The sequence below is a fragment of the Amycolatopsis sp. NPDC051716 genome (assembly GCF_040681595.1).
Lineage (GTDB): Bacteria > Actinomycetota > Actinomycetes > Mycobacteriales > Pseudonocardiaceae > Amycolatopsis.
The window spans coordinates 166,876-181,911 of the sequence record NZ_JBFAZA010000018.1; the positions used below are offsets into that span (position 1 = coordinate 166,876).

Annotated in this window: 20 protein-coding genes; 18 read left to right on the forward strand and 2 right to left on the reverse strand. The window is 71.1% G+C overall.

Annotated features, from left to right (window positions below; translation table 11 throughout):
• Positions 1 to 2: 2 nt before the first annotated feature.
• From AB0M30_RS25320 to AB0M30_RS25405, 18 genes are all read left to right on the forward strand, one after another.
• Positions 3 to 755 carry a 16S rRNA (uracil(1498)-N(3))-methyltransferase gene (locus AB0M30_RS25320; RefSeq protein ID WP_364587989.1) on the forward strand — a complete coding sequence of 251 codons (753 nt, stop codon included), beginning with the start codon at positions 3 to 5 and terminating at the stop codon, positions 753 to 755.
• 448 nt (positions 756 to 1,203) lie between these two features.
• Positions 1,204 to 1,572: a histidine triad nucleotide-binding protein gene (locus AB0M30_RS25325; RefSeq protein WP_364587992.1), complete on the forward strand. Its 369-nt coding sequence runs from the start codon at positions 1,204 to 1,206 to the stop codon at positions 1,570 to 1,572.
• 86 nt (positions 1,573 to 1,658) lie between these two features.
• Positions 1,659 to 2,726 (forward strand): PhoH family protein, encoded by a 1,068-nt coding sequence (locus AB0M30_RS25330; RefSeq protein WP_103340849.1) that lies wholly within the window; start codon positions 1,659 to 1,661, stop codon positions 2,724 to 2,726.
• Positions 2,723 to 3,295: an rRNA maturation RNase YbeY gene (gene ybeY / locus AB0M30_RS25335; RefSeq protein ID WP_013228399.1), complete on the forward strand. Its 573-nt coding sequence runs from the start codon at positions 2,723 to 2,725 to the stop codon at positions 3,293 to 3,295. Before AB0M30_RS25330 ends, ybeY begins: the two co-directional genes overlap by 4 nt.
• Before the next feature lie 9 nt (positions 3,296 to 3,304).
• On the forward strand, positions 3,305 to 4,648 hold the full coding sequence (locus AB0M30_RS25340) for a hemolysin family protein (protein WP_364587995.1): 1,344 nt from the start codon (positions 3,305 to 3,307) through the stop codon (positions 4,646 to 4,648).
• Entirely contained in the window at positions 4,641 to 4,979 is a 339-nt protein-coding gene (locus AB0M30_RS25345) for a hypothetical protein (protein ID WP_013228397.1), read from the forward strand. The genes AB0M30_RS25340 and AB0M30_RS25345 overlap by 8 nt, the downstream gene beginning before the upstream one ends.
• On the forward strand, positions 4,976 to 5,872 hold the full coding sequence (gene era / locus AB0M30_RS25350) for a GTPase Era (RefSeq protein ID WP_364587998.1): 897 nt from the start codon (positions 4,976 to 4,978) through the stop codon (positions 5,870 to 5,872). The genes AB0M30_RS25345 and era overlap by 4 nt, the downstream gene beginning before the upstream one ends.
• Positions 5,873 to 6,061: 189 nt before the next feature.
• Positions 6,062 to 6,430, forward strand: a complete 369-nt coding sequence (locus AB0M30_RS25355; RefSeq protein ID WP_364588001.1) for a CD225/dispanin family protein — start codon at positions 6,062 to 6,064, stop codon at positions 6,428 to 6,430.
• Between the two features lie 26 nt (positions 6,431 to 6,456).
• Complete coding sequence (locus AB0M30_RS25360; RefSeq protein ID WP_103340854.1) at positions 6,457 to 6,804, forward strand: CD225/dispanin family protein; 348 nt, start codon at positions 6,457 to 6,459, stop codon at positions 6,802 to 6,804.
• Complete coding sequence (locus AB0M30_RS25365) at positions 6,801 to 7,256, forward strand: DUF2752 domain-containing protein (protein ID WP_364588004.1); 456 nt, start codon at positions 6,801 to 6,803, stop codon at positions 7,254 to 7,256. Before AB0M30_RS25360 ends, AB0M30_RS25365 begins: the two co-directional genes overlap by 4 nt.
• A 183-nt stretch (positions 7,257 to 7,439) precedes the next feature.
• Complete coding sequence (locus AB0M30_RS25370) at positions 7,440 to 8,507, forward strand: RDD family protein (protein WP_364588007.1); 1,068 nt, start codon at positions 7,440 to 7,442, stop codon at positions 8,505 to 8,507.
• Between the two features lie 67 nt (positions 8,508 to 8,574).
• Entirely contained in the window at positions 8,575 to 9,051 is a 477-nt protein-coding gene (locus AB0M30_RS25375) for a CD225/dispanin family protein (protein ID WP_199191489.1), read from the forward strand.
• 61 nt (positions 9,052 to 9,112) lie between these two features.
• On the forward strand, positions 9,113 to 9,994 hold the full coding sequence (gene recO, locus AB0M30_RS25380; protein ID WP_364588011.1) for a DNA repair protein RecO: 882 nt from the start codon (positions 9,113 to 9,115) through the stop codon (positions 9,992 to 9,994).
• 40 nt (positions 9,995 to 10,034) lie between these two features.
• Positions 10,035 to 10,850 (forward strand): isoprenyl transferase, encoded by an 816-nt coding sequence (locus tag AB0M30_RS25385; RefSeq protein ID WP_103348164.1) that lies wholly within the window; start codon positions 10,035 to 10,037, stop codon positions 10,848 to 10,850.
• Positions 10,847 to 11,272, forward strand: coding sequence for a hypothetical protein (locus tag AB0M30_RS25390; protein ID WP_364588014.1), 426 nt, complete (start codon positions 10,847 to 10,849; stop codon positions 11,270 to 11,272). The genes AB0M30_RS25385 and AB0M30_RS25390 overlap by 4 nt, the downstream gene beginning before the upstream one ends.
• Positions 11,273 to 11,392: 120 nt before the next feature.
• Positions 11,393 to 12,406 carry a permease gene (locus AB0M30_RS25395; RefSeq protein WP_364588017.1) on the forward strand — a complete coding sequence of 338 codons (1,014 nt, stop codon included), beginning with the start codon at positions 11,393 to 11,395 and terminating at the stop codon, positions 12,404 to 12,406.
• On the forward strand, positions 12,403 to 13,140 hold the full coding sequence (locus tag AB0M30_RS25400) for a TIGR03943 family protein (protein WP_364588020.1): 738 nt from the start codon (positions 12,403 to 12,405) through the stop codon (positions 13,138 to 13,140). The genes AB0M30_RS25395 and AB0M30_RS25400 overlap by 4 nt, the downstream gene beginning before the upstream one ends.
• Positions 13,141 to 13,374: 234 nt before the next feature.
• Positions 13,375 to 14,157: a hypothetical protein gene (locus AB0M30_RS25405; protein ID WP_364588023.1), complete on the forward strand. Its 783-nt coding sequence runs from the start codon at positions 13,375 to 13,377 to the stop codon at positions 14,155 to 14,157.
• Here AB0M30_RS25405 and AB0M30_RS25410 read toward each other — a convergent pair.
• Both AB0M30_RS25410 and AB0M30_RS25415 read right to left on the reverse strand, forming a co-directional pair.
• On the reverse strand, positions 14,154 to 14,567 hold the full coding sequence (locus tag AB0M30_RS25410) for a Fur family transcriptional regulator (protein WP_013228384.1): 414 nt from the start codon (positions 14,565 to 14,567) through the stop codon (positions 14,154 to 14,156). The two genes, AB0M30_RS25405 and AB0M30_RS25410, sit on opposite strands and share 4 nt — an antisense overlap.
• Complete coding sequence (locus AB0M30_RS25415) at positions 14,567 to 14,941, reverse strand: metalloregulator ArsR/SmtB family transcription factor (protein ID WP_364588026.1); 375 nt, start codon at positions 14,939 to 14,941, stop codon at positions 14,567 to 14,569. The genes AB0M30_RS25410 and AB0M30_RS25415 overlap by 1 nt, the downstream gene beginning before the upstream one ends.
• Positions 14,942 to 15,036 lie beyond the last annotated feature (95 nt).

Genomic DNA, 15,036 nt, shown 5'->3' on the forward strand with positions numbered 1-15,036 from the left:
CCGTGCCCGACACCACCCTGCCGGTCTTCCTCGCCGCGTCGGTGCCGGCTTCCGGCCGCGCGGTCCTCGACGGCGAGGAAGCCCGGCACGCGGCCACTGTCCGCCGCCTGCGCGCGGGGGAGCGGCTGGTCCTCTCGGACGGCGCCGGGGCGATGGCCCGGTGCGTCGTCGAAGGCGTCCAGGCCGGGCGCGAACCGCTGCTCACGCTGGCGGTCGAGGAACACTGGACCGAGCAGCCGCCCGCCCTGCGCGTGCTGGTCGCACAGGCACTGGCCAAAGGCGACCGCGGCGAACTCGCCGTCGAACTCGCCACCGAGGCCGGAGCCGACGCGATCGTCCCGTGGCGGGCGGCTCGCAGCGTCGCGAAGTGGGAGGACGGCGGCCGCGGCGAGAAGGCCCTCGCGAGGTGGCGAGCCACCGCTCGTGCGGCCGCGAAGCAGGCCCGGCGGGCCCACGTGCCGGAGGTCACCGAGCCGGTGACCACCGGAGAGCTGGCCGGGCTGGTGGCGACCATGTCGCTGGCCATCGTGCTGGAATCCGACGTCCCCGAGCGGCTCACCGACCTGCCGCTGCCCGACACCGGCGACGTGCTGCTCGTCGTGGGACCGGAGGGCGGCGTCACCGACGAGGAGCTCACCGCCTTGCGCGAGGCCGGCGCCCGGGCGGTGCGGCTGGGCACGACGGTCCTGCGCACCTCCACGGCCGCCGCGGTCGCCCTCGGCGCCCTCGGCGCCCTCACCACCCGTTGGCAGTAGTTCACGGCGAAAAAGGGCATATTTTTGCGCCCAGTTATGGCGCGATCACGCTCCGACCCGTTACTCTCGTCTATTAACGCACCACTCAAAGTTCAGGTGCGCCACTGGGAAGACACAGACTCCGCCGGGCACCTCCCCCCTCGGTCCGGCGGCCGCCGCGGTCGCGGTGAGGCGACCCCCAGGCTTCACCGCCACCGCGGCATCTCTCTGCTCGCTTCGCTCGCTGTCGAGCCGCGGTTTGGTTTCGTTGTGTTTTCTGGGGGTCGAACCCCCAGACCCCCGCCGGGGCTTCGCCCCGGACCCCCGCGGGTTTCGCTTCGGTTCCGTTGGTTATGGCGTGTTGCCGGCTCGGCGGCCTTCGGCCTTCTCGCTGGTGTGGGGAGTGTGGGGACTGTGCGGGAGTGTGTTGTGTGGTGGGGCGTGTGGGTGTGGTGGGTAGGGTGCTCTTATGAGCGGTAGTGATGCTGAGACTCTGTTTGAGCGGATCGTTGGTGGGGAGATTCCTGCCGATGTTGTCTATCAAGATGAGACCACCTTTGCCTTCCGGGATGTTCGGCCGCAGGCTCGGGTTCATGTGCTCGTTGTGCCCCGGAAGCGGTACCGGAATGTTGCGGAGCTTGCTGCCGCGGATCCGCAGCTTCTTGCTGATGTGGTCGCCTCCGCTCGGAAGGTTGCCGAACTCGAGGGGATCGTCGAGAGCGGGTATCGGGTCGTCTTCAACACCGATGGGGATGCCGGGCAGACCGTCTTCCACGTGCACGCCCACGTTCTGGGCGGGGAGCCGCTCGGGCTGTTCGGGGCTCCGGACGAGGACTAGGGAAACCGGCCTGCGTCTTGTCGGTGGGTGCCAGTAGCATCGGTGGGGTCCGTAGTCCCTCACCGAGAAAGCAGGCCTGAGGCCACGTGGCCGGAACCGTACCGGGTGGAGCCGCCCGACCCGACGTCCCCGGGGACGTCGCCAAGACCGAGGATGCCGCCGCCCAGGCGGCCCAGTCCCGGTTCCCGATCCCCGACGCTGCCGCTCTCAGCCTGCTCGGCTCCCGCGACGAGAACCTGCGCGTCGCCGAGGAGCTCCTTGCCGCTGACGTGCACGTACGCGGCAACGAGGTCACCCTGACCGGAAACCCCGCCGACGTCGCGTTCGCCGAACGCGTCTTCGCCGAGCTCGTGCAGCTCGCCACCGGCGGCCAGCAGGTCGGGCCCGACACCGTCCGGCGCACCATCGGCATGCTCTCCACCGGAGACGCCTCGCCGGCCGAGGTCCTCAGCCTCAACATCGTCTCGCGCCGCGGCAAGACCATCCGGCCCAAGACGCTCAACCAGAAGCGGTACGTCGACGCCATCGACAAGCACACCGTCGTCTTCGGCATCGGCCCCGCCGGCACCGGCAAGACCTACCTCGCCATGGCGAAGGCCGTCCAGGCCCTCCAGGCCAAGCAGGTCACCCGCATCGTGCTGACCCGCCCGGCCGTCGAAGCCGGCGAGCGCCTCGGCTACCTGCCCGGCACCCTGAACGAGAAGATCGACCCCTACCTGCGGCCCCTGTACGACGCGCTGCACGACATGGTCGAGCCCGAGTCGATCCCGCGGCTCATGCAGGCCGGCACCATCGAGATCGCGCCGCTCGCCTACATGCGCGGCCGGACGCTGAACGACGCCTTCATCATCCTCGACGAGGCCCAGAACACCACGCCCGAGCAGATGAAGATGTTCCTCACCCGGCTCGGCTTCGGGTCCAAGATCGTCGTCACCGGCGACATCACCCAGGTCGACCTGCCCAGCGGGCAGCGCAGCGGCCTGCGCGTCGTGCGCGACATCCTCACCGGCGTCGAGGACCTCCACTTCGCCGAACTCACCAGCCAGGACGTCGTCCGGCACCGGCTCGTCGCGAGCATCGTCGACGCCTACGAGAAGTGGCAGGCCGTGCAGGACGCGCAGCAGAACGACGGCTGGAAGGGCAACCGGCGTTGAGCATCGAGATCGCCAACGAGTCCGGCGTCGACGTCGACGAGACGTCCATCGTCTCCGCCGCCCGCTACGCCCTCGACAAGATGGAGGTCAGCCCGCTCGCCGAGCTGTCCATCCTCCTCGTCACCCTCGAAGTCATGGAAGACCTGCACGAACGCTGGATGGACCTCCCGGGCCCCACCGACGTCATGGCCTTCCCGATGGACGAGCTCGACTCCTCCCGCCGCCCCGACGCGCCCGACGCGTCGCCGGCGCTGCTCGGGGACATCGTGCTCTGCCCGGCGTTCGCCAAGGACCAGGCCAAGACCGCGGGCCACGCCCTGATCGACGAGCTGCACCTGCTCACCGTGCACGGCGTGCTCCACCTCCTCGGCTACGACCACGCCGAACCCGCCGAGGAACGCGAGATGTTCGCCCTCCAGAAGCGCATCCTCGGCGAGTACCAGGACGCCGTCGCCGCGCTCGAGAAGCGGGACGCCCAACGCAACACCGACGACCGTGTCCTCGGCATCGCCGGACTCGACGCCCCCGCGCCGGCCGCCGCCGAACCACCCGCCGGGGAAACGCCCTAGGCGCCAGCCATGGAACAGCTCTTCTTCGCGATCGCGCTCGTGCTCCTGGCGGGCGTGTTCGCGGCGGCGGACGCCGCGATCAGCACCGTGTCGCAAGCCCGGGCCGACGGCCTCGCCCGGCTCGGGCTGCCCGGCGCCCGCCACCTCGCCGCCGTCGTCGCCGAACGCCGCCGGCACATCAACCTGCTGCTCCTGCTCCGCCTCGGCTGCGAACTCACCGCCACCGTCCTCGTCACCGTGTTCGTCGGCACCCGCCTGGCGCCGCTCGGCCTCGCCGTGCTGGTCACCGCCGTCGTCATGGTCGTGGTCAGCTACGTCCTCATCGGCGTCGGCCCCCGCACCCTCGGCCGGCAGCACCCCTACCGCATCGGCCGCTACGTCGCCGGGCCCGTCCGCGTCCTCGGCTCCGTCCTCGGCCCGCTGTCCCGGCTGCTCATCCTCATCGGTAACGCCATCACCCCCGGCCAGGGCTTCCGCGAGGGCCCGTTCACCTCCGAGGTCGAGCTGCGCGAACTCGTCGACCTCGCCCAGGAACGCGGCGTCGTCGAGGACTCCGAACGCGAGATGATCCACTCGGTGTTCGAGCTCGGGGACACCGTGGCCCGCGAGGTCATGGTGCCGCGCACCGAGATCGTCTGGATCGAGCGCACCAAGACCGTCCGCCAGGCACTGGCGCTGGCCCTGCGCACCGGGTTCACCCGGCTGCCGGTGATCGACGAGTCCGTCGACGACATCGTCGGCGTCGTCAACATCAAGGACCTGATGACCGGCTACCTCGACCCCGACGGGCCGAGCACGGTCGTCGACTCCGTGATGAACCCGGCGTCCTTCGTCCCCGACTCGAAGCGGCTCGACGAGCTGCTCAAGGAAATGCAGCGCTCGCACAACCACATGGCGATCGCCGTCGACGAATACGGCGGCACGGCGGGCCTGCTCACCATCGAGGACGTCCTCGAAGAGATCGTCGGCGAGATCACCGACGAGTCCGACGCCGACGAACGCCCCGAGGTCGAGGAGCTCGACGGCGGCGCCGTCCGCGTCTCCTCCCGGATGGGCATCGACGACCTGGGTGAACTGTTCGGCATCGACCTCGAAGACCACGACGTGGAGACCGTGGGCGGGCTGCTCGCGGAACGACTGGGTAGGGTCCCGCTACCGGGGGCCGAAGCCGAGGTCGCCGGCCTTCGGCTGTTCGCCGAAGGGGGCAAGGACCGGCGCGGCCGCATGCGGATCACCTCCGTCGTCGTCCACCCGGCCGACGCCGAGGCGATGACGGACCCCGTCGACCGGACGCGCCGCCGCACGCGCCTGCCCCACACCGACGAACGCGACAGGAGCGTCGAACATGCCTGACCTCGAGGCGGAGGACCAGAAGCTGGTCGTCCTCGCCCGGTCCTCCCGCGCCCGCATCCAGGCCCCCGAAGGCGCCGCGGTCCGCGACACCGACGGCCGCACCTACGCGGCGGGCACGGTCGACCAGCCGTCGTTCAAGCTCACCGCGCTGCAGGCCGCGGTCGCCGCGGCGCTGTCCAGCGGCGCCGAAGGCATCGAAGCCGCCGCCGTCGTCAGCGAAGAGGGACTGCTCAAGGGCGCGTCCGTCCATGCCGTGCGTGACATCGCGAAGTACGCGCCGATCATCCTCGCCGCCCCCGACGGCACGGTGCTCGAGGTGCGCGAGCGATGACCGAGCACCGTTCCGGCTTCGCCTGCTTCGTCGGCCGGCCCAACGCCGGCAAGTCGACGCTGACCAACGCCCTCGTCGGCACCAAGGTCGCGATCACCTCCAGCAAGCCGCAGACCACCCGGCACGCCATCCGCGGGATCGTCCACCGCGAGGACGCCCAGCTCGTCCTCATCGACACGCCCGGCCTGCACCGCCCGCGCACCCTGCTCGGTGAGCGGCTCAACGACATCGTGCACACGACGTGGTCCGAAGTGGACGTCGTCGGCTTCTGCGTGCCGGCGAACGAGAAGATCGGGCCCGGCGACAAGTTCATCGCCGCCGAGCTGCAGAAGATCGCCAAGCGGACCCCCGTGCTCGGCATCGTCACCAAGACCGACCTCGTCCAGCCCCAGCAGGTCGCCGAGCAACTGCTCGCGCTGCAGGAGGTGATGGACTTCGCCGAGCTGATCCCGGTGTCCGCAGTGGACGGGTTCCAGGTGGACGCGCTCGCGGACCTGCTCGTTCGCAAGCTGCCCGAAGGGCCGCAGCTCTACCCCGGTGGCGAGCTCACCGACGAACCCGAGCAGACCCTGGTCGCCGAGCTGATCCGCGAGGCGGCGCTGGAAGGCGTCCGCGACGAGCTGCCGCACTCGATCGCCGTCACCGTCGAGGAGATGCTGCCCCGCGAAGGCCGCGACGACCTCATCGACGTGCACGCGTTCCTGTTCGTGGAACGGCCCAGCCAGAAGGGGATCATCCTGGGGCACAAGGGCGAACGGCTGCGCGAGGTCGGTGCCGCCGCCCGCAAGAACATCGAGGCGCTGCTCGGCTCGAAGGTCTACCTCGACCTGCACATCAAGGTGGCCAAGGAGTGGCAGCGCGACCCCCGTCAGTTACGCCGGCTCGGCTTCTGACGGTTTCCCCGGCCCGGCCGGAGAGCGGCCGCCGAATTCCTGGTCTCGATTCGGTCGCGGCGGGACGAAACGCGAGGCGCGCGATGATCTCGCCCCCTACAGTCGCGGCTTCGACCACATCGCGGCCGATCGGGGCGGCGGCGGATCCGGTGGTCGTGTCTGGAGCACGACGAAGGGGAACAACCGACCATGAGCGACAGCCAGGGCATGCCCAACTACCCCGGCGACCAGCCGAACCAGCCCGGCGGCCAGCCGAACTACCCCGGTGGGCAGCCGGGCGGCTACCAGCCGGGCCCGCCCCCGAGCAACAACCTCGTGTGGGCGATCCTGACCACGATCCTGTGCTGCCTCCCGTTCGGCATCGTGTCGATCGTGCAGGCCGCGAAGGTGAACAGCCTGTGGGCGCAGGGTCAGACCGCGGCCGCGCAGGAGGCCGCCAACGCCGCCAAGAAGTGGGCGATCATCGCCGCGATCGTCGGTGTCGTCGTCAACGTGCTGTGGATCATCCTGCTGATGGCGGGTGCGCTCACGTTCGGCACGAGCACGCCGTCATACTGACGTAGGCGAGCAGCAGGAGGATTCCGGTGACCGACCAGTACCCGCCGCCGTACCCGCCCCCGGGTGGGCCGGGCTACGGCTACGGCTATCCGCCGCCGAACTACGGGCCGCCGCCGGACAACAACATGGTGTGGGCGATCCTGAGCACCGTGCTGTGCTGCCTTCCGCTGGGCGTGGTCGCGATCGTGAAGTCCAGCCAGGTGCAGTCGCTCTGGTTCCAGGGCTTCCACGCCGAGGCGCAGAAGGCCGCGAACGACGCCCGCAAGTGGGCGATGTGGTCGGCCATCTCGATCGGGATCCTCCTGCTGCTCTACGTGCTCTTCTTCGTCGTGCTGGCGGGGATCGGCGTCTTCTCGACGGGCTGGCGGCCATGACCACGGCGACCGTCTACACGGGATACCCCGCGCGCGGCGCCAAAGCCAAGCTGCGCGCCCTCGGTGGGCCGATGGCCGTCGTCGCGGGGCTCGGCGTGTGCTGCGCGGCCGTCTGGATCGGCGACCCGACCACGCCCGGCGGCTTCCTGCCCCTCTGCCCGACCAAGGCGCTGCTCGGCATCGACTGCCCGGGCTGCGGCGGCATGCGGATGGCCTACAGCCTGATGCACGGCAACATCCCCGCGGCCTTGCACTACAACGCCGTGTCGCTCGTCGTCGTGCTGCTGCTGGTGTGGAGCACCGTCGCGTGGACGCTCGGGCGCCTGCGCGGCCGCGCGATGAACAGCTGGCTCCACTGGCGGGGGACGCCGCTGGTGTTTTCGATCGTGTTCGTCGTCTGGTTCGTCATTCGCAACCTCCCGTTCGCCCCGTTCACGGGCCTGCGCGTCTGATTTCGGCGGCCGGGAACCAGGACGCCGCGGACCGCGTCGGAGCGGCATGGGATTCACCCGGACAGCTGAAGCCTGCGCGGCGCGGCCGAACGCTAACCGAGTACGCTCCCGCGGACCGCGCCGTACATCCGCGATGGTTCCGCACGGGGCGTGCGGCGGAGTGACCAGCGAGGGGAAATCCCAATGACCGATCCCTACGGGCAGCCGTCCTTCGGGCAGCAGCCCGGTGGCCAGCAGCCGTTCGGCCAGCCGCAGCCGGGGCAGGCGCCGTACGGGCAGCCCACGCCCTACGGGCAGCAGGCGCCGTTCGGCCAGCCCGCCCCCTTCGGCCAGCAGGGCAATCCCTTCGGACCGCCGCGGAACTACGCGAGCTGGGGGCAGCGCGCCCTCGGCTGGGTCATCGACTTCAGCCCGATCTTCGTGATCTACATCATCGGCGGCCTGTTCTCGGCGATCGTCGGCGAGGCCGGGCCGATCCTGGTCATCGGCGGCCTCGGCTGGTTCGCCTGGATCGGCTGGTCCATCTACAACCGGTGGATCCAGCAGGGCAACACCGGGCAGTCGCTCGGCAAGCGGGTCGCGAAGATCAAGCTCGTCCGCGAGGACACCGGGCAGCCCATCGGCCCCGGGATGGCGTTCCTGCGCGATCTCGCCCACTTCGTCGACAGCGTCATCTGCTACGTCGGCTGGCTGTGGCCGCTGTGGGACGACAAGAGCCAGACCCTCTCCGACAAGATCCTCGGCACCGTCGTGATCAACGCCGACGACGCGGCCGCGCCGTTCGCGCAGCAGAGCGCGCAGCAGAGCGCGCAGGGGTTCGCCGGCGGCTTCCCGCCGCCGGGGCAGCAGCCCGGCCAGCCCGGTCAGTTCGGCCAGCCGCAGTCCGGGGGCTTCCCGCAGCAGCCGTCGTCCGGTGGCTTCCCCCAGCAGCCGCAGTCCGGTGGGTTCGGCCAGCCGCAGCCGGGCGGGTTCGGCCAGCCGCCGTCCTCCGGTGGGTTCGCGCAGCCCCCGCAGCCGGGTGGCTTCGGGCAGCAGCCGGGGCAGCAGCCCCTCGCCCCGCCGCCGGGTGGCGGCGCCTTCGACGAGCAGGCGGAGCGCACGCAGATGCTGCGCCCGGGCACCGGCGGGAGCGCGTTCGACGAGCAGGCCGAGCGCACCCAGATGCTGCGCCCGGACGCCCCGGGCGAACCCGAGCAGACCCAGAAGTTCCAGCCGGGCCAGTTCGGCCAGCCGCCGAACGAGCAGCGCTGACCGGCTCCTTCCGCACCACCGCCGGAGTCGCCCGGCGGGAGTTCACGAATAGTTGGGGTACCACGTCATGACCAATCCCTACGGCCAGCAGCAGCCCTACGGTCAGCAGCCGCAGCAGCCGGGTTACGGCCCGCCGTCCGGCGGTGTGCCCGCGCCGTACGGACAGCCGGCGCCGTATGGCCAGCCCGCGCCGTACGGACAGCCCGCGCCGTACGGACAGCCGCCCACCGGCGGCTTCGGCGCGCCCGGTTACGGGGCCCCCGGCTACGGCATGCCCGGTGGTGGCGACATCAACCAGATCAAGGACTACAAGGGCTGGGCGATTGCCTCGCTCTTCCTCGGTGGCCTCATCCTGGGCATCTTCGCCATCATGAAGTCCAACGAGGTCGGCACGTACAAGATGCAGGGCAACTACATGATGGCGGAGCAGGCGTCGCGGACGACCAAGACGCTGTGCCTGGTCTCCTCGATCCTGGGCGGCCTCGGCTGCGTCCTGTTCCTGTTCGCGTTCCTGGTCCCGCTGATCGCGTACGGCGTCTCCTGACACCGGCCGCTTCCGCGGGGCGCGCCACCCCGGCATCGCCCGAGAGTGGGACGATGTCGGGGTGGTGAACCTCTACCGCGACACCGGGGTGGTGTTGCGCACGCACAAGCTGGGTGAGGCCGACCGGATCGTCACCCTGCTGACCCGGCGGCACGGCAAGGTCCGCGCCGTGGCGAAGGGCGTACGGCGCACCTCGTCGCGCTTCGGGGCCCGGCTGGAGCCGTTCGGCCACGTCGACGTGCAGTTCTACACCGGGCGCACGCTCGACGTCATCACCCAGGTCGAGACGGTCGACGCCTTCCAGGTGCCGCTGGTCGCCGACTACCAGAGCTACACCGCGGCCAGCGCGATCGCCGAAACCGCGGACCGGCTCTCGGCCGAAGAGGGCGAGCCGGTGCTCAAGCTGTACCTCCTCGTCGTCGGCGCGCTGCGGGCGCTGGCCGACGGGACGCGTGACTCCTCCTTGGTGCTCGACGCGTTCTTCCTCCGCGCGATGTCCTACGCCGGCTGGGCGCCCGCGCTCACCGAATGCGCCCGCTGCGGCCTGCCCGGCCCGCACAAGGCGTTCAGTGTCGCCGCGGGTGGCTCGATGTGCCAGGACTGCCGGATCGCCGGCTGCGTGCACCCCGCCCCCGAGGTCCTGGCCCTGCTCACCGCCCTGCTGCACGGCGAATGGCCGCTGGCCGAGGCGACCCTGCCCGGCACCCGCCGCGACGCGAGCGGGCTGGTCGCGGCGCACCTGCAGTGGCACCTGGAGCGGCAGCTGCGGTCGTTGCCCCTGGTCGAGCGACGTGCCCGGGAAACCACGGTGACATCCGGGGCTTCGCCCCGAGCCGGGGGCTTCGCCACCCGGACCCCCGAAGGGCAGGCGGTGACATCCGTGGCTTCGCCCGTCGCCGGGCGCTCCGCCACCCCCGAAAGCCAAGTGGCGCCCGGGCAGTAGTGTCGGGCCTGATCGGTTCACCCATCCAGGGAGGCTCGCAGTGCTGCGCAGGGGACGCGAGAACAAGGCGTCGCGATACGAGCTGCGGGCCCCGGATCCGCACCCGTCGGGCGCGAAACCGCCGGAGATCCCGCGCGAACTGGTGCCGAAGCACGTCGCGCTCGTCATGGACGGTAACGGCCGCTGGGCCAACCAGCGCGGCCTGCCGCGGATCGAGGGTCACAAGCGCGGCGAAGCGGTGATGATCGACGTCGCCGCCGGGGCCGTCGAAATCGGCGTCAAGTGGCTCTCGGTGTACGCGTTCTCGACCGAGAACTGGAAGCGCAGCCCCGAAGAGGTGCGGTTCCTGATGGGCTTCAACCGCGACACCATCCGCCGCCAGGTCGATTACCTCGGCTCGATCGGCGTGCGCATCCGCTGGGCGGGGCGGCGGCCGAAGCTGTGGGCGTCGGTCATCAAGGAACTGCAGGCGGCCGAAGAGAAGACCAAGCACAACACGGCGCTGAACATGACCATGTGCGTCAACTACGGCGGCCGCGCCGAACTCGGCGACGCCATGCAGCGGATCGCGCAGGACGTCGCCGCCGGGAAGCTGAACCCCGACAAGGTCAACGAGAAGACCATCGGCAAGTACCTGTACCAGCCGGACATGCCGGACGTGGACCTGTTCCTGCGGCCTTCGGGCGAGCAGCGCACGTCGAACTTCCTGCTGTGGCAGTCGGCCTACGCCGAGATGGTCTACCAGGACACGCTGTTCCCGGACTTCGACCGGACCCACCTGTGGCGGGCCTGCCTGGAATTCGCGAAGCGGGATCGCCGCTTCGGCGGCGCCGTCGACCAGGCGGCTTCTTCGTGAGCGCCACCGAAGCGGTCGAAACCGCGGAGCTGCTGACGCGGGCGCGGGAGGCCCTGGAGCGCTACCTCGAGGTCCACGTCGACGACGACGGCGCGCTGACGTTCTCCCACGGCGGCGTCCCGTGCGTGATCCAGGCGACCCGGCTCGGCGAGGGCCTCACGGTGCTCACCCTGACCTGCGTGGTCGGCTGGGACCTGGCCGACGCGCCCGAGCTGTCGATCGCCGTCGCCGAGCGGGCGGGGCAGGGACTGTTCGGGACGCTCGGGATCGGGCATTCGGACAACGGGGTCGACGTGACGCTGCGGTACGCGTTCCCGGCGGCCGGGCTGGACGCGCCGGCGCTCGGGACGTTGCTGATGCTGGTCGTGTCGACGGCTTCGCAGCTGAGGACCGATTTGCCCGGGATCGTGTCCGGCGACTGACCCGTCCGGGGTGGACTTTCCGCCGCGAACGGAAGATCGGGGACCGAAACGGACCGTGATCCTCCGTTCGCAGACCGTGCGGGTCCCGCCGTGCCGGCCGGTACTGGCATCATCGCCTTCGTGAACATCGTTTCCGACACCGAGGCCGAGCCCGGCCGGCGCACGCGCCGGTTCCGGATCAGCTCGGTCGAAGTGCTGTGCGCGATCCTGCTGATCGCGATCCTCGGCCAGGGCTGGCTGCAGGACCTGTTCGACGTGCCCGCGCTGCGGACCGGCTCGACCGTGTTCGTCGCCGTCTGCGTGCAGGCGCTGCCGTTCCTCGTGCTGGGCGTGCTGATCAGCGGGGCCATCGCCGCGTTCGTGCCCGCGCGCGTGCTGGAGAAGGTGCTGCCGCGGCGGGCCGGGGCGGCCGTCGGCGTCGCCGGGCTGGCCGGGGTCGCGCTGCCGGGGTGTGAATGCGCTTCGGTGCCGGTGGCGCGGCGGCTGATGGGGCAGGGCGTGGCGCCGGCCGCGGCGCTGACGTTCCTGCTCGCCGCGCCCGCGGTGAACCCGGTGGTGCTCGTGGCGACCGCGGTCGCATTCCCCGGCAAGCCGGAGATGGTGCTGGCGCGGTTCGCCGGCTCGCTCGCCACGGCGATGGTGATGGGCTGGCTGTGGGCCCGCTGGGGCAAGCTCGAGTGGATCGCTTCGCGCGCGCTCCAGCGTCTCCCGGAAGTGGCGGGCGGTCAGCGGTGGCGGGTGTTCGCCGAGACCGCGCGGACGGACTTGGTGGAGGCGGGCGGTTTCCTGGTGCTGGGGGCGTTGATCTCGTCGGCGTTGAACGTGTTGGTGCCGGCGAAGTGGTTCGGCGTGCTGGGCGACCAGCTCGTGCTGGGCGTCGTGGTGATGGCGGTGCTGGCGGTGGTACTGGCGCTGTGCAGCGAGGCGGACGCGTTCGTCGCGGCGTCGCTGACGGCGTTGCCGCTGCTGCCGAAGCTGGTGTTCCTGGTCGTCGGCCCGGCGATCGACGTCAAGCTGTTCGCGTTGCAGGCGGGCACGTTCGGCCGGTCGTTCGCGGTGCGGTTCGCGCCGGTGACGTTCGTGGTGGCGCTGGCCTGTGCGCTCGGGGCCGGCTTCCTGGTGGGGGTCGCGTGAAACGGGAAACCCAGAACATCCTGCTGATCCTGCTCGGCGGGGCGCTGGTCAAGATCGCAGTCAACGGCGACTACCTGCGGTACGTGAAGCCGGCGCAGCAGCCGTGGATCATCGCCGGCGGCGCGGTGATGGTGCTGCTGGGCGCGGTCGCGATCGTCCGCGACCTGGTGGCGTCACGGCGGGCGGTTCCGGCCGAGCACGCCGAGCACGACGGCCACGACGGCCACGCGCACTCGGCGCGTCCGGCGTGGCTGCTGCTGGTGCCGGTGCTGGCGGTGTTCCTGGTCGCGCCACCGGCACTGGGGGCGGACTCGGTGATCCGCACGGAGGCCCGCGTCCCGGCGAGCGCGGCGGTGGCCGACGCGGCCGCGTTCCCGCCGTTGCCGGCGGGGAACGTGGTGCCGTTGGCGGTGAACGAGTTCGTCAGCCGCGCGGGCTGGGATTCGGCGGGCACGTTGACCGGCCGGACGGTTTCCCTGACGGGATTCGTGGTCCACACCGACGGCAGCACGCTGCTGGCCCGCTTGGTGATCAGCTGCTGCGCGGCGGACGCGTTCCCGGTGACGGTCCGCCTCCGCGGCGGCGCGGCGGACCACCTGCCGAGCGACGCCTGGATCCAGGTGACGGGCGAGGTGGTCCCGGGCACGGCAACCAAGGACAACAGCTACACCCCGGACTTCACCCCCACCTCGGTAACCCCGGTCCCCACCCCCAAAGACCCCTACGAATACTGACTTCCCGTACCCAGCCGGTCGGTTCGCGTACCTGCAGGGTCGGTTCGCGTACCCAGACGGTCGGATCACCCGGGCGGGCGCCGGAGGTCGAACCGACCGTCCAGGTGCGCGAGCCGACCGCCCAGGTACGCGAACCGACTGTCCAGGTGCGCGAGCCGACTGTCCAGGTGCGCGAGCCGACTGTCCAGGTGCGCGTGTCGACTGTTGCGGTACGCCGCGGGTAGCCTTGGTGCGGTGAGGGTTGTCGGGGTGGGCTGCCTTTTTGTGCTTTGTGCGGCGGCGCTGGTCGCCTGCGCGCCGGGGGACACGGAAACCGATCGGGTCGCCAAGCAGGTGGCCACGGAGATCGACTCGCCACCCCAGACTTCGGCCGCCACGTACGCGCGGAAGGCGCTCGAAACCGACCTCGGCCGTTCGCCGGACTTCGCGGTGGTCGAAATGCGTGACACGCCTTCTGACGACCCGAAGGCGACGACGGCACATCTCGTCTTCCGGGTGCACCACGAGGGTTCCCAAGACGGATGGTCCACCCAGAAGCCGGTGACGGCCTGCTACGACGTCGGCTTCAACTTCCGCGGCTGGGTGAGCGGGCCGAGCCGGCGGGACTGCCCGGCGGGCGCGACACCGGTGAACCCGCCGCCGATCCCGCTCTGGGAGGTGCCGGAAGGCTTCGACCCGGCGCTGCGGACCGTGCTCACCGGGCTTCCCGCGTCCGTGACCGAGAACGACGTGCTCGCCGCGTTGGCGCGCTCGATGCCGGCGCCGCGGCCGTTCAACCCCGACACGCAGACCGCGGACCGGGCGCCGCTGCAGGACGTTGCCCTGCGGGGTGCCGACGTCGGTGTCGCCTACCGGGCGGGCGATCGGTCGACCGGCGGGATCGACTGCCTGCTGGGCTCACGGGTGAACGGCACCACGCTGGTGTGGCGTCCCTCGTGGGCCCAGGTCCAGCCCGGCGAACTCACGTGCACGGGAGAGACCGCGCTGGACCGGCAGGGGACCACCCCGCCGCACTAGTGCTCGGCGCAGGTGCCGGTGATCTCGACCGTGTGGGAGATCTCCGAAAAGCCGTGCTCGGCCGCGATCTTCTCGGCCCAGCGTTCCACCGCCGGCCCTTCGACCTCCACCGTCCGGCCGCAGAGGCGGCACACCAGGTGATGGTGGTGGTGCGCCGAACACCGCCGGTAGATCGCCTCGCCCGAATCGGTGCGGAGCACGTCGATCTCGCCCGCCTCCGACAGCGACTGCAGCGTGCGGTACACCGTCGTCAGGCCGATTCCGTCGCCGCGCTTGCGCAGCTCGTCGTGGAGTTCCTGGGCCGAACGGAAGTCGTCGATCGTGCTCAGCAGCTCGACGACCGCGGACCGCTGCCGGGTGGATCGGCGCCCGGGGACCGGGGCCTGGCTGCGCGACGCGGCGGTGCTCATCACTTTCCTTCCTGCACGTGGGCGACGGCGTCGACCACGATGTGCGCCAGGTGGTCGTCGGCCAGCCGGTAGACGACCTCGCGGCCGCGGCGCTCGCCCTGGACCACCCCGGCCGTCTTCAGCACCCGCAGGTGCTGGCTGATCAGCGGCTGGGCGACGTCGAGGGCGTCCACCAGCTCGTGCACGCACCGGTCGGCCGCCCGCAGCTGCAGCACGATCGCGATCCGGACCGGTGCCGCCAGCGCGCGCAGCAGGTCGCCCGCGTCGGTCAGCACCGACTGCGCGGGGTGGGCGGGCGCGGCCGGAGACGCTTCAGCCGCCGGGCCGCAGTCCGCGAGCCCCGGCTGGGCGCCACTCCCGGTCACGGTCGCCATTCCCGCCTCCACGCTGCTCGTCCCGCCGCCTGCGACCATGAATTCCGTAGTCATTGCCGATAACGGTGCGGCCCATCCTAGTGTTCCCCCGTCCG

What these genes read in the sequence shown, in the direction of transcription:
- AB0M30_RS25415 (WP_364588026.1), bottom strand. Translation starts at nt 14,941, where the DNA reads ATGGCGACCGTGACCGGGAGTGGCGCCCAGCCGGGGCTCGCGGACTGC.
- era (WP_364587998.1), top strand. Translation starts at nt 4,976, where the DNA reads ATGACCGAGCACCGTTCCGGCTTCGCCTGCTTCGTCGGCCGGCCCAAC.
- AB0M30_RS25370 (WP_364588007.1), top strand. Translation starts at nt 7,440, where the DNA reads ATGACCGATCCCTACGGGCAGCCGTCCTTCGGGCAGCAGCCCGGTGGC.
- AB0M30_RS25325 (WP_364587992.1), top strand. Translation starts at nt 1,204, where the DNA reads ATGAGCGGTAGTGATGCTGAGACTCTGTTTGAGCGGATCGTTGGTGGG.
- AB0M30_RS25340 (WP_364587995.1), top strand. Translation starts at nt 3,305, where the DNA reads ATGGAACAGCTCTTCTTCGCGATCGCGCTCGTGCTCCTGGCGGGCGTG.
- AB0M30_RS25365 (WP_364588004.1), top strand. Translation starts at nt 6,801, where the DNA reads ATGACCACGGCGACCGTCTACACGGGATACCCCGCGCGCGGCGCCAAA.
- AB0M30_RS25345 (WP_013228397.1), top strand. Translation starts at nt 4,641, where the DNA reads ATGCCTGACCTCGAGGCGGAGGACCAGAAGCTGGTCGTCCTCGCCCGG.
- AB0M30_RS25375 (WP_199191489.1), top strand. Translation starts at nt 8,575, where the DNA reads ATGACCAATCCCTACGGCCAGCAGCAGCCCTACGGTCAGCAGCCGCAG.
- AB0M30_RS25410 (WP_013228384.1), bottom strand. Translation starts at nt 14,567, where the DNA reads ATGAGCACCGCCGCGTCGCGCAGCCAGGCCCCGGTCCCCGGGCGCCGA.
- AB0M30_RS25355 (WP_364588001.1), top strand. Translation starts at nt 6,062, where the DNA reads ATGAGCGACAGCCAGGGCATGCCCAACTACCCCGGCGACCAGCCGAAC.